Source organism: Pseudomonas boreofloridensis (genome assembly GCF_030580795.1).
Classification (GTDB): domain Bacteria; phylum Pseudomonadota; class Gammaproteobacteria; order Pseudomonadales; family Pseudomonadaceae; genus Aquipseudomonas; species Aquipseudomonas boreofloridensis.
The window spans coordinates 12648-27672 of the sequence record NZ_JAUQOQ010000023.1; the positions used below are offsets into that span (position 1 = coordinate 12648).

At 61.9% G+C, this 15025-nt stretch carries 13 protein-coding genes; 10 read left to right on the forward strand and 3 right to left on the reverse strand.

The window, feature by feature from the left end; translation table 11 throughout:
- Nucleotides 1–64 precede the first annotated feature (64 nt).
- The gene (gene ppsR, locus Q6A47_RS20660; protein ID WP_029613993.1) at nt 65–883 is read right to left on the reverse strand and encodes a posphoenolpyruvate synthetase regulatory kinase/phosphorylase PpsR; all 819 of its coding nucleotides are present in this window, start codon (nt 881–883) and stop codon (nt 65–67) included.
- A 181-nt stretch (nt 884–1064) separates the two neighbouring features.
- Between ppsR and ppsA the strand changes: the two genes are divergently transcribed.
- The 9 genes from ppsA to Q6A47_RS20705 all read left to right on the forward strand — a co-directional run bounded on the left by ppsA (nt 1065) and on the right by Q6A47_RS20705 (nt 10390).
- Nucleotides 1065–3440, forward strand: a complete 2376-nt coding sequence (gene ppsA, locus Q6A47_RS20665; RefSeq protein WP_304485244.1) for a phosphoenolpyruvate synthase — start codon at nt 1065–1067, stop codon at nt 3438–3440.
- A 197-nt stretch (nt 3441–3637) separates the two neighbouring features.
- Nucleotides 3638–4678, forward strand: coding sequence for an alpha/beta fold hydrolase (locus Q6A47_RS20670; RefSeq protein ID WP_304485245.1), 1041 nt, complete (start codon nt 3638–3640; stop codon nt 4676–4678).
- Between the two features lie 12 nt (nt 4679–4690).
- On the forward strand, nt 4691–5182 hold the full coding sequence (gene rraA, locus Q6A47_RS20675; RefSeq protein ID WP_029613991.1) for a ribonuclease E activity regulator RraA: 492 nt from the start codon (nt 4691–4693) through the stop codon (nt 5180–5182).
- A 27-nt stretch (nt 5183–5209) separates the two neighbouring features.
- Nucleotides 5210–6205 carry a divalent cation transporter CmaX gene (gene cmaX / locus Q6A47_RS20680; protein WP_304485246.1) on the forward strand — a complete coding sequence of 332 codons (996 nt, stop codon included), beginning with the start codon at nt 5210–5212 and terminating at the stop codon, nt 6203–6205.
- 105 nt (nt 6206–6310) lie between these two features.
- On the forward strand, nt 6311–6565 hold the full coding sequence (locus Q6A47_RS20685) for a hypothetical protein (RefSeq protein ID WP_029613989.1): 255 nt from the start codon (nt 6311–6313) through the stop codon (nt 6563–6565).
- Nucleotides 6566–6567: 2 nt separating this feature from the next.
- Nucleotides 6568–7392, forward strand: a complete 825-nt coding sequence (locus Q6A47_RS20690; protein ID WP_029613988.1) for a mechanosensitive ion channel family protein — start codon at nt 6568–6570, stop codon at nt 7390–7392.
- Nucleotides 7393–7504: 112 nt separating this feature from the next.
- Complete coding sequence (gene sigX / locus Q6A47_RS20695) at nt 7505–8071, forward strand: RNA polymerase sigma factor SigX (RefSeq protein ID WP_037028127.1); 567 nt, start codon at nt 7505–7507, stop codon at nt 8069–8071.
- Between the two features lie 110 nt (nt 8072–8181).
- Nucleotides 8182–9219 (forward strand): OmpA family protein, encoded by a 1038-nt coding sequence (locus tag Q6A47_RS20700; protein WP_039576502.1) that lies wholly within the window; start codon nt 8182–8184, stop codon nt 9217–9219.
- Between the two features lie 148 nt (nt 9220–9367).
- Nucleotides 9368–10390 (forward strand): quinone-dependent dihydroorotate dehydrogenase, encoded by a 1023-nt coding sequence (locus Q6A47_RS20705; protein ID WP_116887895.1) that lies wholly within the window; start codon nt 9368–9370, stop codon nt 10388–10390.
- A 99-nt stretch (nt 10391–10489) separates the two neighbouring features.
- On the opposite strand, the gene rmf is transcribed toward Q6A47_RS20705, so the two are convergent.
- Complete coding sequence (gene rmf, locus Q6A47_RS20710) at nt 10490–10705, reverse strand: ribosome modulation factor (protein ID WP_080754714.1); 216 nt, start codon at nt 10703–10705, stop codon at nt 10490–10492.
- Nucleotides 10706–11250: 545 nt separating this feature from the next.
- Between rmf and rlmKL the strand changes: the two genes are divergently transcribed.
- Nucleotides 11251–13443: a bifunctional 23S rRNA (guanine(2069)-N(7))-methyltransferase RlmK/23S rRNA (guanine(2445)-N(2))-methyltransferase RlmL gene (rlmKL, locus tag Q6A47_RS20715; RefSeq protein ID WP_304485247.1), complete on the forward strand. Its 2193-nt coding sequence runs from the start codon at nt 11251–11253 to the stop codon at nt 13441–13443.
- A gap of 75 nt (nt 13444–13518) precedes the next feature.
- Here rlmKL and dacB read toward each other — a convergent pair whose 3' ends face one another.
- Entirely contained in the window at nt 13519–14949 is a 1431-nt protein-coding gene (gene dacB, locus Q6A47_RS20720) for a D-alanyl-D-alanine carboxypeptidase/D-alanyl-D-alanine endopeptidase (RefSeq protein WP_037028091.1), read from the reverse strand.
- Nucleotides 14950–15025: the final 76 nt, after the last annotated feature.

A 15025-nucleotide genomic window follows, 5' to 3' on the forward strand; every position in this document is an offset into this window, starting at 1 on the left:
CCCGGCAGCGATGCCGGGGCTTTTTTATCTGTCTTCGACGGCCTGGTGGTGGGCCGCTACGGTGTTACTTGAACCGTCTTTCCACCCCTTTCTCCACCAGGATCTTCGCCGAAATCTCTTCCACCGAGAAATGCGTGGAATTGATGTGGGGGATGTTCTCGCGGCGGAACAGGTTCTCAACTTCGCGCACCTCGAACTCGCACTGGGCAAAGCTCGAATAACGGCTGTTGGGTTTGCGCTCGTGGCGGATGGCGGTGAGGCGGTCGGCGTCGATGGTCAGGCCGAACAGCTTGTTATGGTGCTTTTTCAGCACCGGCGGCAGTTGCAGGCGTTCCATGTCGTCTTCGGTCAACGGGTAGTTGGCGGCGCGAATGCCGAACTGCATGGCCATGTATAAACACGTCGGCGTTTTGCCACATCGCGACACGCCCACCAATATCAGGTCGGCTTTGTCGTAATAATGGGTGCGCGCGCCGTCGTCGTTGTCCAGGGCGAAGTTCACCGCCTCGATCCGCTCCATGTAGTTGGAGTTGCCGCCAATGGAATGCGACTTGCCCACCGAATAAGACGAGTGGGCGGTCAACTCCTGTTCCAGCGGCGACAGGAAGGTGGAGAAGATGTCGATCATGAAGCCATTGGAAGTGGCCATGACTTCGCGGATGTCCTGATTGACGATGGTGTCGAAGATGATCGGACGGACGCCGTCGCGCTCGGCCGCTGCATTGATCTGCTGGACCATGGCGTGGGCCTTGTCGAGCGTATCGATGTAGGGACGGGTGAATTTGGCGAAGGGGATGGTATCGAACTGCGCCAGCAGACTTTGGCCCAGAGTTTCGGCCGTGATGCCGGTACCGTCGGAGATGAAGAACGCGGATCGTTTCATTTGCGCCAAGGGCCTTAAGCTGCCGAATGTTTCTGGATATGATAGGTTCGGTTTGCCGAACGCGGACGTTCGGCATTCTCACTTATTTTCCAGGTCCAGGCCACAAGCGTCCCGGCCCAGCCGCAACCCCGACAGGCGGGCGCCCTTGAGCTTTTCCAACACAGTCAGTGGAGAGATCACCTTGGTAGAGTACGTAGTTTCCCTCGATAAGCTCGGCGTCCATGATGTGGAGCATGTGGGGGGCAAGAACGCATCCCTGGGCGAGATGATCAGTAATCTTGCAGGTGCCGGCGTTTCGGTGCCGGGCGGCTTTGCCACTACGGCTCAGGCGTACCGTGATTTTCTCGAGCAAAGTGGCCTGAACGAGCGCATCCATGCCGCGCTCGATGCCTTGGACGTGGACGACGTCAACGCCCTGGCCAAGACCGGTGCGCAGATCCGTCAGTGGGTGATGGACGCGCAGTTCCCGGCGCGCCTGGATGCCGAAATTCGTAAGGCCTTCGCCGAAATGGCTGCCGGCAACGACAACATGGCCGTCGCCGTGCGGTCCTCGGCCACGGCCGAAGACCTCCCGGACGCTTCGTTCGCCGGTCAGCAGGAAACCTTCCTCAACATTCGTGGCGTCGACAACGTGATCCGCGCGGCCAAGGAAGTGTTCGCCTCGCTGTTCAACGACCGCGCCATCGCCTATCGCGTACACCAGGGCTTCGACCACAAGCTGGTGGCCCTGTCGGCCGGCGTGCAGCGCATGGTGCGTTCGGAAACCGGCACCGCTGGCGTGATGTTCACCCTGGACACCGAATCGGGCTTCCGCGACGTGGTGTTCATCACCGGCGCCTACGGCCTGGGCGAAACCGTGGTGCAGGGCGCGGTCAACCCTGACGAATTCTACGTGCACAAGAACACCTTGCAGGCTGGCCGCCCGGCCATCCTGCGCCGCAACCTGGGCAGCAAGGCGATCAAGATGGTCTATGGCGACGAAGCCAAGGCCGGTCGCTCGGTCAAGACGGTCGAGGTCGATCGCGCCGAGCGTGCGCGCTTCTGCCTGAGCGACGACGAAGTCGTTGAGCTGGCCAAGCAGGCCATGATCATCGAGCAGCACTACCAGCGCCCGATGGACATCGAGTGGGCCAAGGACGGTGACGACGGCAAGCTGTACATCGTCCAGGCCCGCCCGGAAACGGTGAAGAGCCGCGCCAGCGCCAATGTCATGGAACGCTACCTGCTCAAGGAAAAGGGCACGGTGTTGGTCGAAGGCCGCGCCATCGGCCAGCGCATCGGCGCCGGCAAGGTGCGCGTGATCCGTGATGTGTCGGAGATGGACAAGGTTCAGCCCGGCGATGTGCTGGTCTCGGACATGACCGACCCGGATTGGGAGCCGGTGATGAAGCGCGCCAGCGCCATCGTCACCAACCGTGGCGGTCGTACCTGCCACGCCGCGATCATCGCCCGTGAGCTGGGCATTCCGGCCGTGGTCGGTTGCGGCAATGCGACGCAACTGCTCAAGGACGGTCAGGGCGTGACCGTGTCCTGCGCCGAGGGCGACACCGGCTTCATTTTCGAAGGCGAACTGGGCTTCGACGTCAAGCAGAACTCTGTGGACGCCATGCCGGAACTGCCGTTCAAGATCATGATGAACGTCGGCAACCCTGACCGTGCCTTCGACTTCGCCCAGTTGCCCAACGCCGGTGTCGGCCTGGCGCGCCTGGAGTTCATCATCAACCGCATGATCGGCGTGCACCCCAAGGCGCTGCTGAACTATGCCGGCTTGCCGCCGGAGCTCAAGGACAGCGTCGACAAGCGCATCGCCGGCTACAACGACCCGGTCGAGTTCTATGTCGAGAAGCTGGTCGAAGGCATCAGCACTCTGGCGGCAGCCTTCTCGCCGAAAAAGGTCATCGTGCGTCTGTCGGACTTCAAGTCCAACGAATACGCCAACCTGATCGGCGGCAAGCTGTACGAGCCGGAAGAAGAGAACCCGATGCTGGGCTTCCGCGGGGCGTCGCGCTACATCAGCGAGTCGTTCCGTGACTGCTTCGAGCTCGAGTGCCGTGCGCTCAAGCGTGTGCGCAACGAGATGGGGCTGACCAACGTCGAGATCATGGTGCCGTTCGTGCGTACCTTGGGCGAAGCCAGCCAAGTGGTCGACCTGCTGGCCGAGAATGGCCTGGCCCGTGGCGACAATGGCCTGCGCGTGATCATGATGTGCGAGCTGCCGTCCAACGCCATTCTCGCCGAGGAGTTCCTCGAGTACTTCGACGGCTTCTCGATTGGCTCCAACGACCTGACCCAGCTCACCTTGGGCCTGGACCGCGACTCCGGCATCATCGCCCACCTGTTCGACGAGCGTAATCCGGCGGTCAAGAAGCTGCTGGCCAATGCCATTGCCGCCTGCAACAAGGCCGGCAAGTACATCGGCATCTGCGGCCAGGGCCCTTCGGACCACCCGGATCTGGCCAAGTGGCTCATGCAGCAAGGCATCGAAAGCGTGTCGCTGAACCCGGACTCGGTGCTCGAAACCTGGTTCTTCCTGGCCGAGGGCCAGGGCGCAGCCTGATGCGTTCAATGCGGGGCGCACGTCGATGCGCCCCGCGTTCGTATTTTCTTCGCGGGTAAATCGCTGCGGCGAGCCGCCGCTTCTTCGAGTGAGAGCGGCCGTTCGCCGCAGCGATTTACCCGCGAATACGCTGGAGCCGACGTTCAGCGTGGCCAGCGCCCGCCCATTCCGTATTCCTTTCTCATTGCCGTGAATTCATGCAAAGCAGCAGTACTCTTTTTCCCGTGGCCCTGCTCAGTGCCGAGCGCCGTGGCGACCTCAGCGAAGACGTCTACCGAATAAAAGCCGGCAACAGCCCGGACCCCAGCGTGGAGCTGGCCGTGACCCGTCTGGGGCTGGCCGATCAGCCCACTGAGCGAGCGGTGCCGGTGATCCTCCTGCATGGCAGCTTTTCCAACCGCCGTTTCTGGTATTCCCCCAAAGGCATTGGCCTGGGGGCGTTCCTGGCGCGGGCGGGCTTCGACGTGTGGATCCCGGAGATGCGCGGCCATGGCCTGTCGCCGCGCAATCGTCAATGGCGCGCCAACTGCGTGGCCGACTACGCGCGTTTCGATCTCCCGGTGATCGGCACGTTCGTACAGGAGATGACGGGGCAGGCGCCGCACTGGGTCGGGCATTCCCTGGGCGGCACCACGCTGGTTGCCGCCCTGGGCGGTGGCTACTTGGACCCGAACAACGTGGCCAGCGTGGCGCTGTTCGGGACCCAGGTCACTCGCCGCTACTGGCCTCTGAAGTTGCCGCCGGTGGTATGGGGCGCGCGCCTGCTGCTCAAGCGCTTTGCCCAACTGTCCGGGCCCAGGCTCAAGCGTGGCCCGGAGGACGAGCCGATCGGCCTGGCCTTGGAGTGGTTGCGCTGGCAGGGGCTGTTCGGCCGCTTCGGGGTCAAGGACCGTGACTGGTGGGCAGGGCTGGCCGAGGTGCGAGTACCGCTATTGGCCGTGGCAGCGGTGGCCGATACCCAGGATCCGCTGTGGGCCTGCCGCGCGCTGTTCGAACAGTGGGGCGATGCGCGCAAGCGATTCCTGCGCCTGGGACGCGAGGACGGCTTCGAGGCGTTCGGGCATGTGGACATGCTGGTGAGCAAAGCCGCTCAGGACCAGGTGTGGCCGCAGGTCGAGCGCTGGCTGGCGCAGGCGCAGAGCACGCCACATGCCGCGGCGACTGACTACCCAGTCCCGGATGACTGCACGGCCTCGGAGGGTGTAGCCTTGCCCGACACCCGCCTTCGTTGTGACTGACAGGAGTTTCCCATGCAGCATTACGTAACCCCCGACCTGTGCGATGCCTATGCAGACCGGGTCCAAGTGCTCGAGCCGATGTTCAGCAACTTCGGTGGCCGCGACTCGTTCGGTGGGCAGATCGTCACCATCAAGTGCTTCGAGGACAATTCCCTGGTCCGCGAGCAGGTCGAGCTCGACGGCACAGGCAAAGTGCTGGTGGTCGACGGCGGTGGTTCGCTGCGCCGCGCCTTGCTCGGCGACATGCTCGCCGAAAAAGCCGCCAAGCACGGTTGGGAAGGGCTGGTGATCTACGGATGCGTGCGTGACGTCGATGTTTTGGCGCAGACCAACGTCGGCGTGCAGGCCCTGGCCAGCCATCCGATGAAGACCGACAAGCGCGGTATCGGCGATCTGAACGTCCCGGTCACCTTCGCCGGTGTCACCTTCCGTCCCGGCGAATACGTCTACGCCGACAATAATGGCGTGATCGTCTCGCCCAGCCCGCTGAGCCAACCGCAGTGACGCGCCGCGGGCGCTGATGGAGCATCGATGTTCGAGGAAGACAACGCTCAGTGGGGCCTGGTGCATGCCCTGGTGCTCGACGGCAAGGGCGGCGCCCGTGCGATCGCCCGTACCGAGTTGGACAGCCTGCAGTTGCAGGATCATGAAAGCCTTTGGTTGCACTGGGATCGTAGTCACCCGCAGACCCGCACCTGGCTGCTGCACGACAGCGGCCTGAGCGAGTTTGCCTGCGAGCTGCTGCTGGAGGAAAACACCCGTCCGCGCCTGTTGCCGCTGGCCAATGAGCAGATGTTGTTGTTTCTGCGCGGGGTCAATCTCAATCCGGGGGCCGAGCCGGAAGACATGGTGTCGGTGCGTATCTTCGCCGAAGCCCGGCGCATCATTTCGCTGCGCCTGCGGCCGCTGCGGGCCAGCGACGAGATCCTGCAGCAACTGGGCGAGGGCCGAGGACCGAAGTCGGCATCGGAGCTGCTGCTGCTGATGGGCGAGTTGCTGACGGAAAAGGTCCAGGCGCTGGTCAGCGACTTGTCGGAAGCAGTCGATCTCGAAGAAGAGAAGGTGGAATTCGACGAGCGGTATAGCCCAGCCCAAGGCAGTCTCCAGCAGATCCGCCGCCGTGCCGCTGGCCTGCGGCGTTTTCTCGCGCCCCAGCGAGACATCTATGCCCAGCTGTCGCGGCATAAGTGGAGTTGGTTCGCCGAAGTCGATTCCGACTATTGGAACGAGCTCAACAACAGCCTGATTCGGTACCTGGAGGAACTGGAACTGGCCCGCGAGCGCGCGGCGCTGGTGCTTGAGGGCGAGGACCGGCGGCGCAGCGAACTGATGAACCGGACCATGTACCGCTTCGGCATCATCACCTGCATCTTCCTGCCCATGAGCTTCATCACCGGTCTGCTCGGTATCAACGTCGGCGGCATCCCCGGGGCAAGCAACCCCTATGGATTCCTGGTGGCCTGCCTGGTGGTGCTGGCGCTGGCCGTGGGGCAGTGGTGGTTGTTCAGGCGCTTGCGCTGGGTGTGAGGCGATCCATGCTACTGCTCTCTCATTTTGAAACAGTCGTACCACCTTTCGGTGTGACCTGCGCAGCAGAGCCCTCGTCTTTGACTGACATCACGCGAGGTGCCCATGCACGATCCGTTTGAAGAATCCCTGCGCCACCTGCTCAAGGCGTCGCCGTCCGGCCAAGATCGCGACGACGATGCCTGCCTGGGTCGGGTGCTCAAGACCGCCAACCGCCAGGTGGGCGCGGGCGATCTGTTCAGCTTGCTGGGCCGTTGGAGCCAGGCGCTGCTGATCGCTGTCAACAATGGCTCGGCGCATGTGGCGCCGGTGCGCCGTACCTCTGCCGCTGGCAGACCGCAAGCTGATAAGGCCGAATGAATATGGAACTCGATCTCTGGACCCAGAGCCTGGTTACCGCCATGACTGCACTATGGACCAAGGTGGCGAACTTCATCCCCAACTTGTTCGGTGCGCTGGTGGTGGTGCTGCTGGGCTTCGTGGTAGCCAAGCTGCTCGACACCTTGCTGTCCAAACTGCTCGCCAAGTTCGGTCTGGACCGCCTGATGAGCGGCACTGGCCTGACCAAGATGCTCAGCCGAGTCGGTATTCAGGTGCCGATCTCGACCCTCATCGGCAAGATCGTCTATTGGTTCATCCTGCTGATTTTCCTGGTGTCGGCCGCCGAATCGCTCGGCCTCGAGCGGGTATCGGCCACCCTCGACATGCTCGCCCTCTACCTGCCGAAGGTCTTCGGCGCGGCGCTGGTGCTACTGGCCGGGGTGCTGCTGGCGCAACTGGTCAATGGCCTGGTCCGCGGCGCGGCCGAAGGCATTGGGCTGGAGTATGCGGCGGGCGTCGGACGCATTGCCCAGGGACTGGTCATCATCATCTCGATTTCGGTGGCTATCAGCCAGTTGGAGGTCAAGACCGACCTGCTCAACCACGTGATCGTGATCGGCTTGATTACCGTTGGTCTGGCCGTTGCACTGGCAATGGGCCTGGGTAGCCGCGAAATCGCCGGGCAGATTCTGGCTGGCATTTATGTACGCGAACTCTACCAAGTGGGCCAGCACGTGCGTGTTGGCGAGGTCGAAGGCCACATCGAGGCCATCGGAACAGTCAAGACCACACTGATGACCGATGAGGGTGAATGGGTGTCGCTGTCGAACCGAGAACTGCTCGAGCAGCGCGTCAGTAGCCGCTAACGGCACAAAAGCTGTTAATGTATGCCGCCGCTGAAATCCGCCTCCGGGCCTTGCGGCGACATTGACCTGACTGTCGGCCAGATCCGTTTTGAATACAGTGCACACGCCGCCCATGCGTTACGACCCCCGCGACCTCACTGACGAGGAACTGGTAGCGCGTTCGCATGAAGAATTGTTCCACGTTACCCGCGCCTATGAGGAACTCATGCGGCGCTACCAGCGGACCCTGTTCAACGTCTGTTCGCGTTATCTGGGGAACGACCGCGATGCCGACGATGTCTGTCAGGAAGTCATGCTGAAGGTGCTGTACGGCCTGAAGAATTTCGAGGGCAAGTCCAAGTTCAAGACTTGGCTGTACAGCATCACGTACAACGAATGCATCACCCAGTACCGCAAGGAGCGACGCAAGCGCCGATTGATGGATGCCTTGAGCCTGGACCCCATTGAAGAGGCGTCCGAGGACAAGGCACCGAAAGCGGAAGAAAAGGGTGGTTTGGATAAGTGGCTGGTGCATGTGAACCCGATTGATCGGGAGATTCTGGTGCTGCGCTTCGTGGCTGAACTGGAGTTCCAGGAGATCGCAGACATCATGCACATGGGCCTGAGCGCCACGAAAATGCGCTATAAGCGTGCGCTCGACAAGCTTCGTGAGAAATTTGCTGACTCAACTGAAACTTAGTCCTACGCAAATGGCTCAAACGAATCGGCAAGGTCTGCTAGACTTGCCGTCGAGTTGTCCCGCGGCTATTGGTGGGACGGCTTAACTATCACTAGATGGGGATTTAACGGATGAAATTGAAAAACACCTTGGGCTTGGCCATTGGTTCGCTCGTAGCCGCCACCTCGATTGGCGCTATGGCACAAGGCCAAGGCGCCGTCGAAACCGAGATCTTCTATAAGAAGGAGTTCTTCGACAGCCAGCGCGACTACAAAAACGACGGCAACCTGTTCGGCGGTTCGATCGGTTACTTCCTGACCGACGACGTTGAGCTGCGTCTGGGCTACGACGAAGTTCACAACGCTCGTGGCGACGACGGCAAGAACATCAAGGGCTCGAACACCGCTCTTGACGCCGTTTACCACTTCAACAACCCGTACGACGCCATCCGTCCGTACGTGTCGGCCGGTTTCTCCCACCAGTCGATCGGCCAGAGCTTCCGTGGCGGTCGTGACCACTCCACCTTCGCCAACATCGGCGCCGGTGCCAAGTGGTACATCACCGACATGTTCTACGCCCGTGCTGGCGTTGAAGCCCAGTACAACATCGACAAAGGTGACACCGAGTGGGCACCAAGCGTTGGTGTTGGCCTGAACTTCGGCGGTAGCCCGAAGCAGACCGCAGCGCCTGCACCTGCTCCGGTTGCTGAAGTCTGCACCGACAGCGACAACGACGGCGTCTGCGACAACGTCGACAAGTGCCCAGACACCCCGGCCAACGTCACCGTTGACGCCGACGGCTGCCCGGCTGCCGCTGAAAACGTCCGCGTTGAGCTGGACGTGAAGTTCGACTTCGACAAGTCGGTCGTCAAGCCTAACAGCTACGGCGACATCAAGAACCTGGCTGACTTCATGAAGCAGTACCCACAAACCACCACCGTGGTTGAAGGTCACACTGACTCCGTAGGTCCAGACGCTTACAACCAGAAGCTGTCCGAGCGTCGCGCCAATGCTGTCAAGCAAGTTCTGACCCAGCAGTACGGCATCGAATCCAACCGTGTTGACTCGGTTGGCTACGGTGAGACCCGTCCGGTTGCCGACAACGCCACCGAAGCTGGTCGCGCTATCAACCGTCGCGTTGAAGCTCAAGTAGAAGCCCAAGCCAAGTAATTGGTCTGACGCTTCCTGAAAAACCCGGCTTCGGCCGGGTTTTTCTTTGCCTGTGATTCTTGGTCCGCGCAGCGTTGCAAAGGCCTGTTGCACAGGCGACCCGGTAGCTATAATTGCCGACTCACTCATCCCCGAGTTTTGCCCGCCCATGTATACCCTGGCCCGCCAGTTGCTGTTCAAGCTCTCCCCGGAATCCTCCCATGACCTGTCTCTGGACCTGATCGGTGCAGGAGGGCGTCTTGGCCTCAACGGTGTGCTGTGCAAGCGTCCGGCATCGCTGCCGGTGACCGTCATGGGCTTGAACTTCGCCAACCCGGTGGGGTTGGCAGCAGGGCTGGACAAGAACGGCACAGCTATCGATGGTTTTGCGCAGTTGGGCTTCGGCTTCGTCGAAATCGGTACCGTAACCCCGCGTCCTCAGCCAGGTAACCCAAAGCCGCGTTTGTTCCGTCTGCCCGAAGCCACAGCCATTATCAATCGCATGGGTTTCAACAACCTGGGGGTAGATCATCTGCTATCGCGGGTGCGTGCAGCGCGCTATGAGGGTGTTTTGGGTATCAACATCGGCAAGAACTTTGACACGCCAGTCGAGCGCGCCCAGGACGACTACCTGATCTGCCTGGAGAAGGTCTACTCACACGCCAGCTACATCACCGTCAACGTCAGCTCACCCAACACCCCAGGCCTGCGCACCCTGCAGTTCGGCGACTCACTCAAGCAGCTGCTCGATGCATTGGCTGAGCGTCGTGAGCGACTGGCGGCCGAGCAGGGCAAGCGTGTGCCGTTGGCGATCAAGATCGCACCAGACATGAGCGATGAAGAAACCGCACTGGTGGCCGCTGCGCTGATCGAGTCGGGCATGGATGCGGTGATTGCCACCAACACCACGCTCAGCCGGGAAGGGGTGGAGGGGTTGCCGTTCGGGGGGGAGGCCGGAGGGTTGTCCGGTGCACCCGTGCTGGAAAAGAGCACACATATCGTCAAGGTGCTGGCTGGCGAATTGGGCGGCAAGTTGCCAATCATTGCTGCGGGTGGCATCACCGAGGGCCGTCATGCAGCGCAGAAAATAGCCGCTGGAGCCAGCTTGGTGCAGATCTATTCGGGCTTCATCTATAAAGGCCCTGCGCTGATTCGCGAGGCGGTCGATGCCATTGCGGCAATGCCCCGCTAAGCGCCTTTCCATGAAAGATGGGCCCCGTGAAGGGGCCCTTGGGCACTAGCCCGTCGTCCGAGTGGGACGTTCATGGTGAATCGAATTCAGTAACCTCGTTCAGCCAACGGCGTGATTTTCGTTGAGTCTGTGGATACCAGCAGTGCCGGTCATGCCGTCCCAGTTGTCGCCGCGACCCTCACGCCAGCCGTTGATCCAGGCCTGGCGAACCGAAGGCAGGCTGAAGGGGCAAAGTTCGCGGGATTTTCCGGTGACTCCATACTGGTAGCCACGTGAATATGCTCTTTCCAACGGATCACGCTTAAGTCTTCTCATAGGGTGTTGCCCTCACTTGTTGACTGTAATGTCCCGTCGGCCTCTCTGAGGCCGGGCAGAGTCTTTCTGCCGGTTTGCGCTCGCTGCCGGCGTGGCGAGCTGGAAGTGTCACCCCGTTGCAAGGCGACCTGTGGTCAGTTCTAACCAATGCGAGTCACACTGTGAATGATCGATTTGTCATAAGGACGTAACCTTTCAGCCGATGAAAGGATAAGTAAGTAAATGCGACTCAACCTTGTTTCAGGAAAGACCCGCATTGGTCGGGGTTTGCCAGGGGTTGAAATCATTTGGCCATTGGCGCCAGCGATCTGACGTAATATTCAGCAATGCGACGAAGGGTCACGCGTGGCCTGAGTCCTACGAAATTTTCATACTGCCCGACGATCAAATTTCCTCTCGCGCTTTGGCGGATGGGAACGAACGGGCGGCCCGGCGTCTCGTTATCGAGGCGCCACCTGGATATCTGATGAAAAGGTATTCGGGCAAACAGAGGCAATGACGATGCGTCGTCTTGCCAGCACACAGCCAGAGGCACTGCACTGCACATGTCGGACTCAATCGAACTCTATCTCACCTGTCCCAAAGGCCTGGAAGGCCTGCTAGCCGAAGAAGCCCGCGGGCTGGGCCTGGCCGAGGTGCGGGAGCACACCTCGGCGATCCGGGGCGCGGCCGATATGGAAACTGCCTATCGTCTATGTCTTTGGTCGCGCCTGGCCAACCGGGTGCTCTTGGTGGTCAAGCGCTTCGCCATGAAGAACGCTGACGATCTGTACGATGGTGTCAATGCCGTTGACTGGCAGGAGCATCTGGCCGCTGACGGCACACTGGCCGTCGAGTTCAGCGGCCACGGCTCCGGCATCGACAACACCCACTTCGGCGCACTCAAGGTCAAGGACGCCATCGTCGACAAACTGCGCAACCGCGACGGGCAGCGTCCTTCGGTGGACAAGATCGACCCGGATCTGCGGGTGCACCTGCGCCTGGATCGCGGCGAGGCCATCCTTTCGATCGACCTTTCCGGTCACAGCCTGCACCAGCGTGGCTATCGCTTGCAGCAAGGCGCAGCGCCGCTCAAGGAGAACCTGGCGGCGGCCGTGCTGATCCGCGCCGGCTGGCCACGTATTGCCGCTGAGGGTGGTGCGCTGGCCGACCCCATGTGCGGTGTCGGTACCTTCCTGGTCGAGGCGGCGATGATCGCCGCCGACATCGCGCCGAACCTCAAGCGTGAGCGCTGGGGTTTCAGCGCCTGGCAGAGCCATGTACCGGCACTGTGGCGCAAAGTGCATGACGAGGCCCAGGCCCGCGCCGAGGCCGGGCTCGGCAAGCCACCGCTGTGGATTCGCGGCTATGAAGCCGATCCGCGGCTTATTCAGCCTGGGCGCAACAACGTCGAGCGAGCCGGACTGGGCGACTGGGTGAAGATCTATCAGGGTGAGGTGGCCAGCTTCGAGCCTCGGCCGGATCAGAACCAGAAAGGCCTGGTGATCAGTAACCCGCCGTATGGCGAGCGCCTGGGCGACGAAGCGAGCCTGCTGTATCTCTATCAGAATCTGGGTGAGCGCCTGCGCCAGGCCTGTCTGGGCTGGGAGGCTGCCGTATTCACCGGCGCGCCTGAGCTGGGCAAGCGCATGGGTATTCGCAGCCACAAGCAATACGCATTCTGGAACGGCGCGCTGCCGTGCAAGCTGCTGCTGTTCAGGGTCCAGCCCGACCAGTTCGTCACCTCCGAGCGCCGCCCGGCCGAACAATCGGGCGACGCCGCGCGCACCTCGCCAGCGCTGAGCTCCGAAACGGCGCGTCTGTCCGAAGGCGCGCAGATGTTCGCCAATCGCCTGCAGAAGAATCTCAAGCAACTGGGCAAGTGGGCCCGGCGCGAGCAAGTCGACTGCTACCGTCTGTACGATGCCGACATGCCTGAGTACGCGCTGGCGGTCGACCTGTATCAAGACTGGGTGCATGTGCAGGAATATGCAGCGCCACGTTCGGTCGATCCGGAAAAAGCCCAGGGCCGTCTGCTCGACGCGTTGGCAGCGATTCCCCAGGCGTTGGGCATCGATCCGCAGCGGGTCGTACTCAAGCGCCGCGAGCGCCAGGGCGGGACCCGTCAGTACGAGCGCCAGGCGACGGAGGGGCGCTTCCAGGAGGTTAATGAGGGCGGCGTGAAGTTGCTGGTCAACCTCACCGACTACCTCGATACAGGCCTGTTTCTCGATCACCGGCCCATTCGTCTGCGCATTCAGCGTGAGGCAGCCGGCAAGCGCTTCCTCAACCTGTTTTGCTACACCGCGACCGCGACCGTGCATGCGGCCAAGGGCGGCGCGCGCAGCACCACCAGCGTCGACCTGTCGAAGACCTATCTGGATTGGGCGCGGCGCAACCTTTCGCTCAATGGCTTTTCCGAGCGCAACCGTCTGGAGCAGAGCGATGTCATGGCCTGGCTGGAAAGTGCGCAGGACAGCTACGACCTGATCTTCATCGACCCACCGACTTTCTCCAACTCCAAGCGTATGGAAGGGGTGTTCGACGTGCAGCGCGACCATGTGCGCCTGCTAGACTTGGCAATGGCCCGGCTGGCGCCGGGTGGTGTGCTGTACTTCTCCAACAACTTCCGCAAGTTCCAGCTCGACGAGCACCTGCTGGAGCGTTATGCGGTGGAGGAAATCAGCACCCAGACCCTGGATCCTGACTTCGCTCGCAACAACCGCATCCACCGGGCCTGGCGCCTGCAGTTGCGCTGAAGCGCCACGGGGCGGGGTGCCGACCTGTTCGGCGCACCGCCCCGTCTGCGTTTCTCGCCTGACGTCGGCCCTTCCCTAGGGCTGGCGGTACAGGTCCAGCAGCACCTGGTCCAGTACCTGCGAGGCGCCCCACGGTTTAGGGTCGTTGAGGATGGCCGAGACGGCCCAGGTGTGGCCATTGCTGTCGCGGCTGAAACCGGCGATGGCACGAACCGTATTCAGCGTACCGGTCTTGATGTGGCCTTCCCCGGTCATGGCGGTGCGTTTCAGGCGTTTACGCATGGTGCCGTCCATACCCACCAGCGGCATGGAGCTGATGAATTCGGCGGCGTAGGGGCTTTTCCAGGCTGCTTGCAGCATCGCCGCCATCTCGCGGGTGCTGACCCGCTCGGCGCGCGACAAGCCGGAGCCATTTTCCATCACCAAATGCGGCGCCGTGATACCTTTCTTGGCCAGCCATTGGCGCACCACGCGCTGCGCGGCGCGGGCGTCGTCACCGTCGGCATCGGTGCGGAACTGTGCGCCGAGGCTGAGGAACAACTGCTGGGCCATGGTGTTGTTGCTGTACTTGTTGATGTCACGGATCACTTCGACCAGGTCTGGCGAGAAGGCCCTGGCCAGCAGACGAGCACTCTTGGGAACGTTTTCTATGCGATCGCGGCCCTGGATGCTGCCGCCCAGCTCGTTCCAGATGGCGCGCACCGCACCGGCGGCGTAGGCGGGGTGGTCGAGCAGAGCGAGGTAAGTCTGTGAGTTGCAGCCGTCGCCGAGTTGGCCGCTGACCGTGACACTGACACCGTCTGGCTGCACCACCGGGTTGTAGCGCACATCGCCGGTGCACTGCTTGGACGCCACCGGCTTGACCTGATTGTCGATGCGGATGCTGGCGATCGGTGGCTCGACCGACACCACGACCTTGCCACCGTCGTTGCGTGCCACGAAGCGCAGGGCCTTGAGGTTGACCAGCAGCGAGTCGGGTTTGACCAGGAACGGCTTGTTCACATCGCCGCCGTCATCGTCGAAATGTGGCAGGTTGGGCTGGACGAAGTGGCTGCGGTCGAGTACCAGGTCGCCGGTGACGGTGCGCACGCCATTGGCACGCAGGTCGCGCATCAGCAGCCAGAGTTTTTCCATGTTCAGCTTGGGATCGCCGCCACCTTTAAGGTACAGGTTGCCGTTGAGCACGCCGTTGCTCAACGTGCCATCGGTATAGAACTCGGTCTTCCACTGGAAGGTGGGGCCGAGCAATTCCAGGGCTGCGTAGGTGGTCACCAGCTTCATGGTCGAGGCCGGATTCACCGAAACGTCGGCATTGAAGATGGTCGGGTTACCGGGGCCGTCGAGGGGGAGCATCACCAGCGACAAGGCGTTGTCCTGCAGCTTGTTGGCCTTGAGGGCCTGCTGCACCTTGGGCGGCAGGGTGGTGTTGACAGCGGCGGCCGAGACGGGAAGGGCGATGGGGAGCAGCAGGCCGGCCAGAAACAGTGGGCGAAGCGTCTTGATCATAGGTGACCCTGCGGACGAGGGAAAAGAAAACGGGGCTGTAAAAGATGATGGCCCCTTGACGAAATCAAGACGGCAT

Excerpts from the sequence above, each read along its gene's own strand:
- ppsR (WP_029613993.1), bottom strand. The coding sequence starts at position 883 with ATGAAACGATCCGCGTTCTTCATCTCCGACGGTACCGGCATCACGGCC.
- Q6A47_RS20670 (WP_304485245.1), top strand. The coding sequence starts at position 3,638 with ATGCAAAGCAGCAGTACTCTTTTTCCCGTGGCCCTGCTCAGTGCCGAG.
- rraA (WP_029613991.1), top strand. The coding sequence starts at position 4,691 with ATGCAGCATTACGTAACCCCCGACCTGTGCGATGCCTATGCAGACCGG.
- cmaX (WP_304485246.1), top strand. The coding sequence starts at position 5,210 with ATGTTCGAGGAAGACAACGCTCAGTGGGGCCTGGTGCATGCCCTGGTG.
- Q6A47_RS20685 (WP_029613989.1), top strand. The coding sequence starts at position 6,311 with ATGCACGATCCGTTTGAAGAATCCCTGCGCCACCTGCTCAAGGCGTCG.
- Q6A47_RS20690 (WP_029613988.1), top strand. The coding sequence starts at position 6,568 with ATGGAACTCGATCTCTGGACCCAGAGCCTGGTTACCGCCATGACTGCA.
- sigX (WP_037028127.1), top strand. The coding sequence starts at position 7,505 with ATGCGTTACGACCCCCGCGACCTCACTGACGAGGAACTGGTAGCGCGT.
- Q6A47_RS20700 (WP_039576502.1), top strand. The coding sequence starts at position 8,182 with ATGAAATTGAAAAACACCTTGGGCTTGGCCATTGGTTCGCTCGTAGCC.
- Q6A47_RS20705 (WP_116887895.1), top strand. The coding sequence starts at position 9,368 with ATGTATACCCTGGCCCGCCAGTTGCTGTTCAAGCTCTCCCCGGAATCC.
- rmf (WP_080754714.1), bottom strand. The coding sequence starts at position 10,705 with ATGAGAAGACTTAAGCGTGATCCGTTGGAAAGAGCATATTCACGTGGC.
- rlmKL (WP_304485247.1), top strand. The coding sequence starts at position 11,251 with ATGTCGGACTCAATCGAACTCTATCTCACCTGTCCCAAAGGCCTGGAA.
- dacB (WP_037028091.1), bottom strand. The coding sequence starts at position 14,949 with ATGATCAAGACGCTTCGCCCACTGTTTCTGGCCGGCCTGCTGCTCCCC.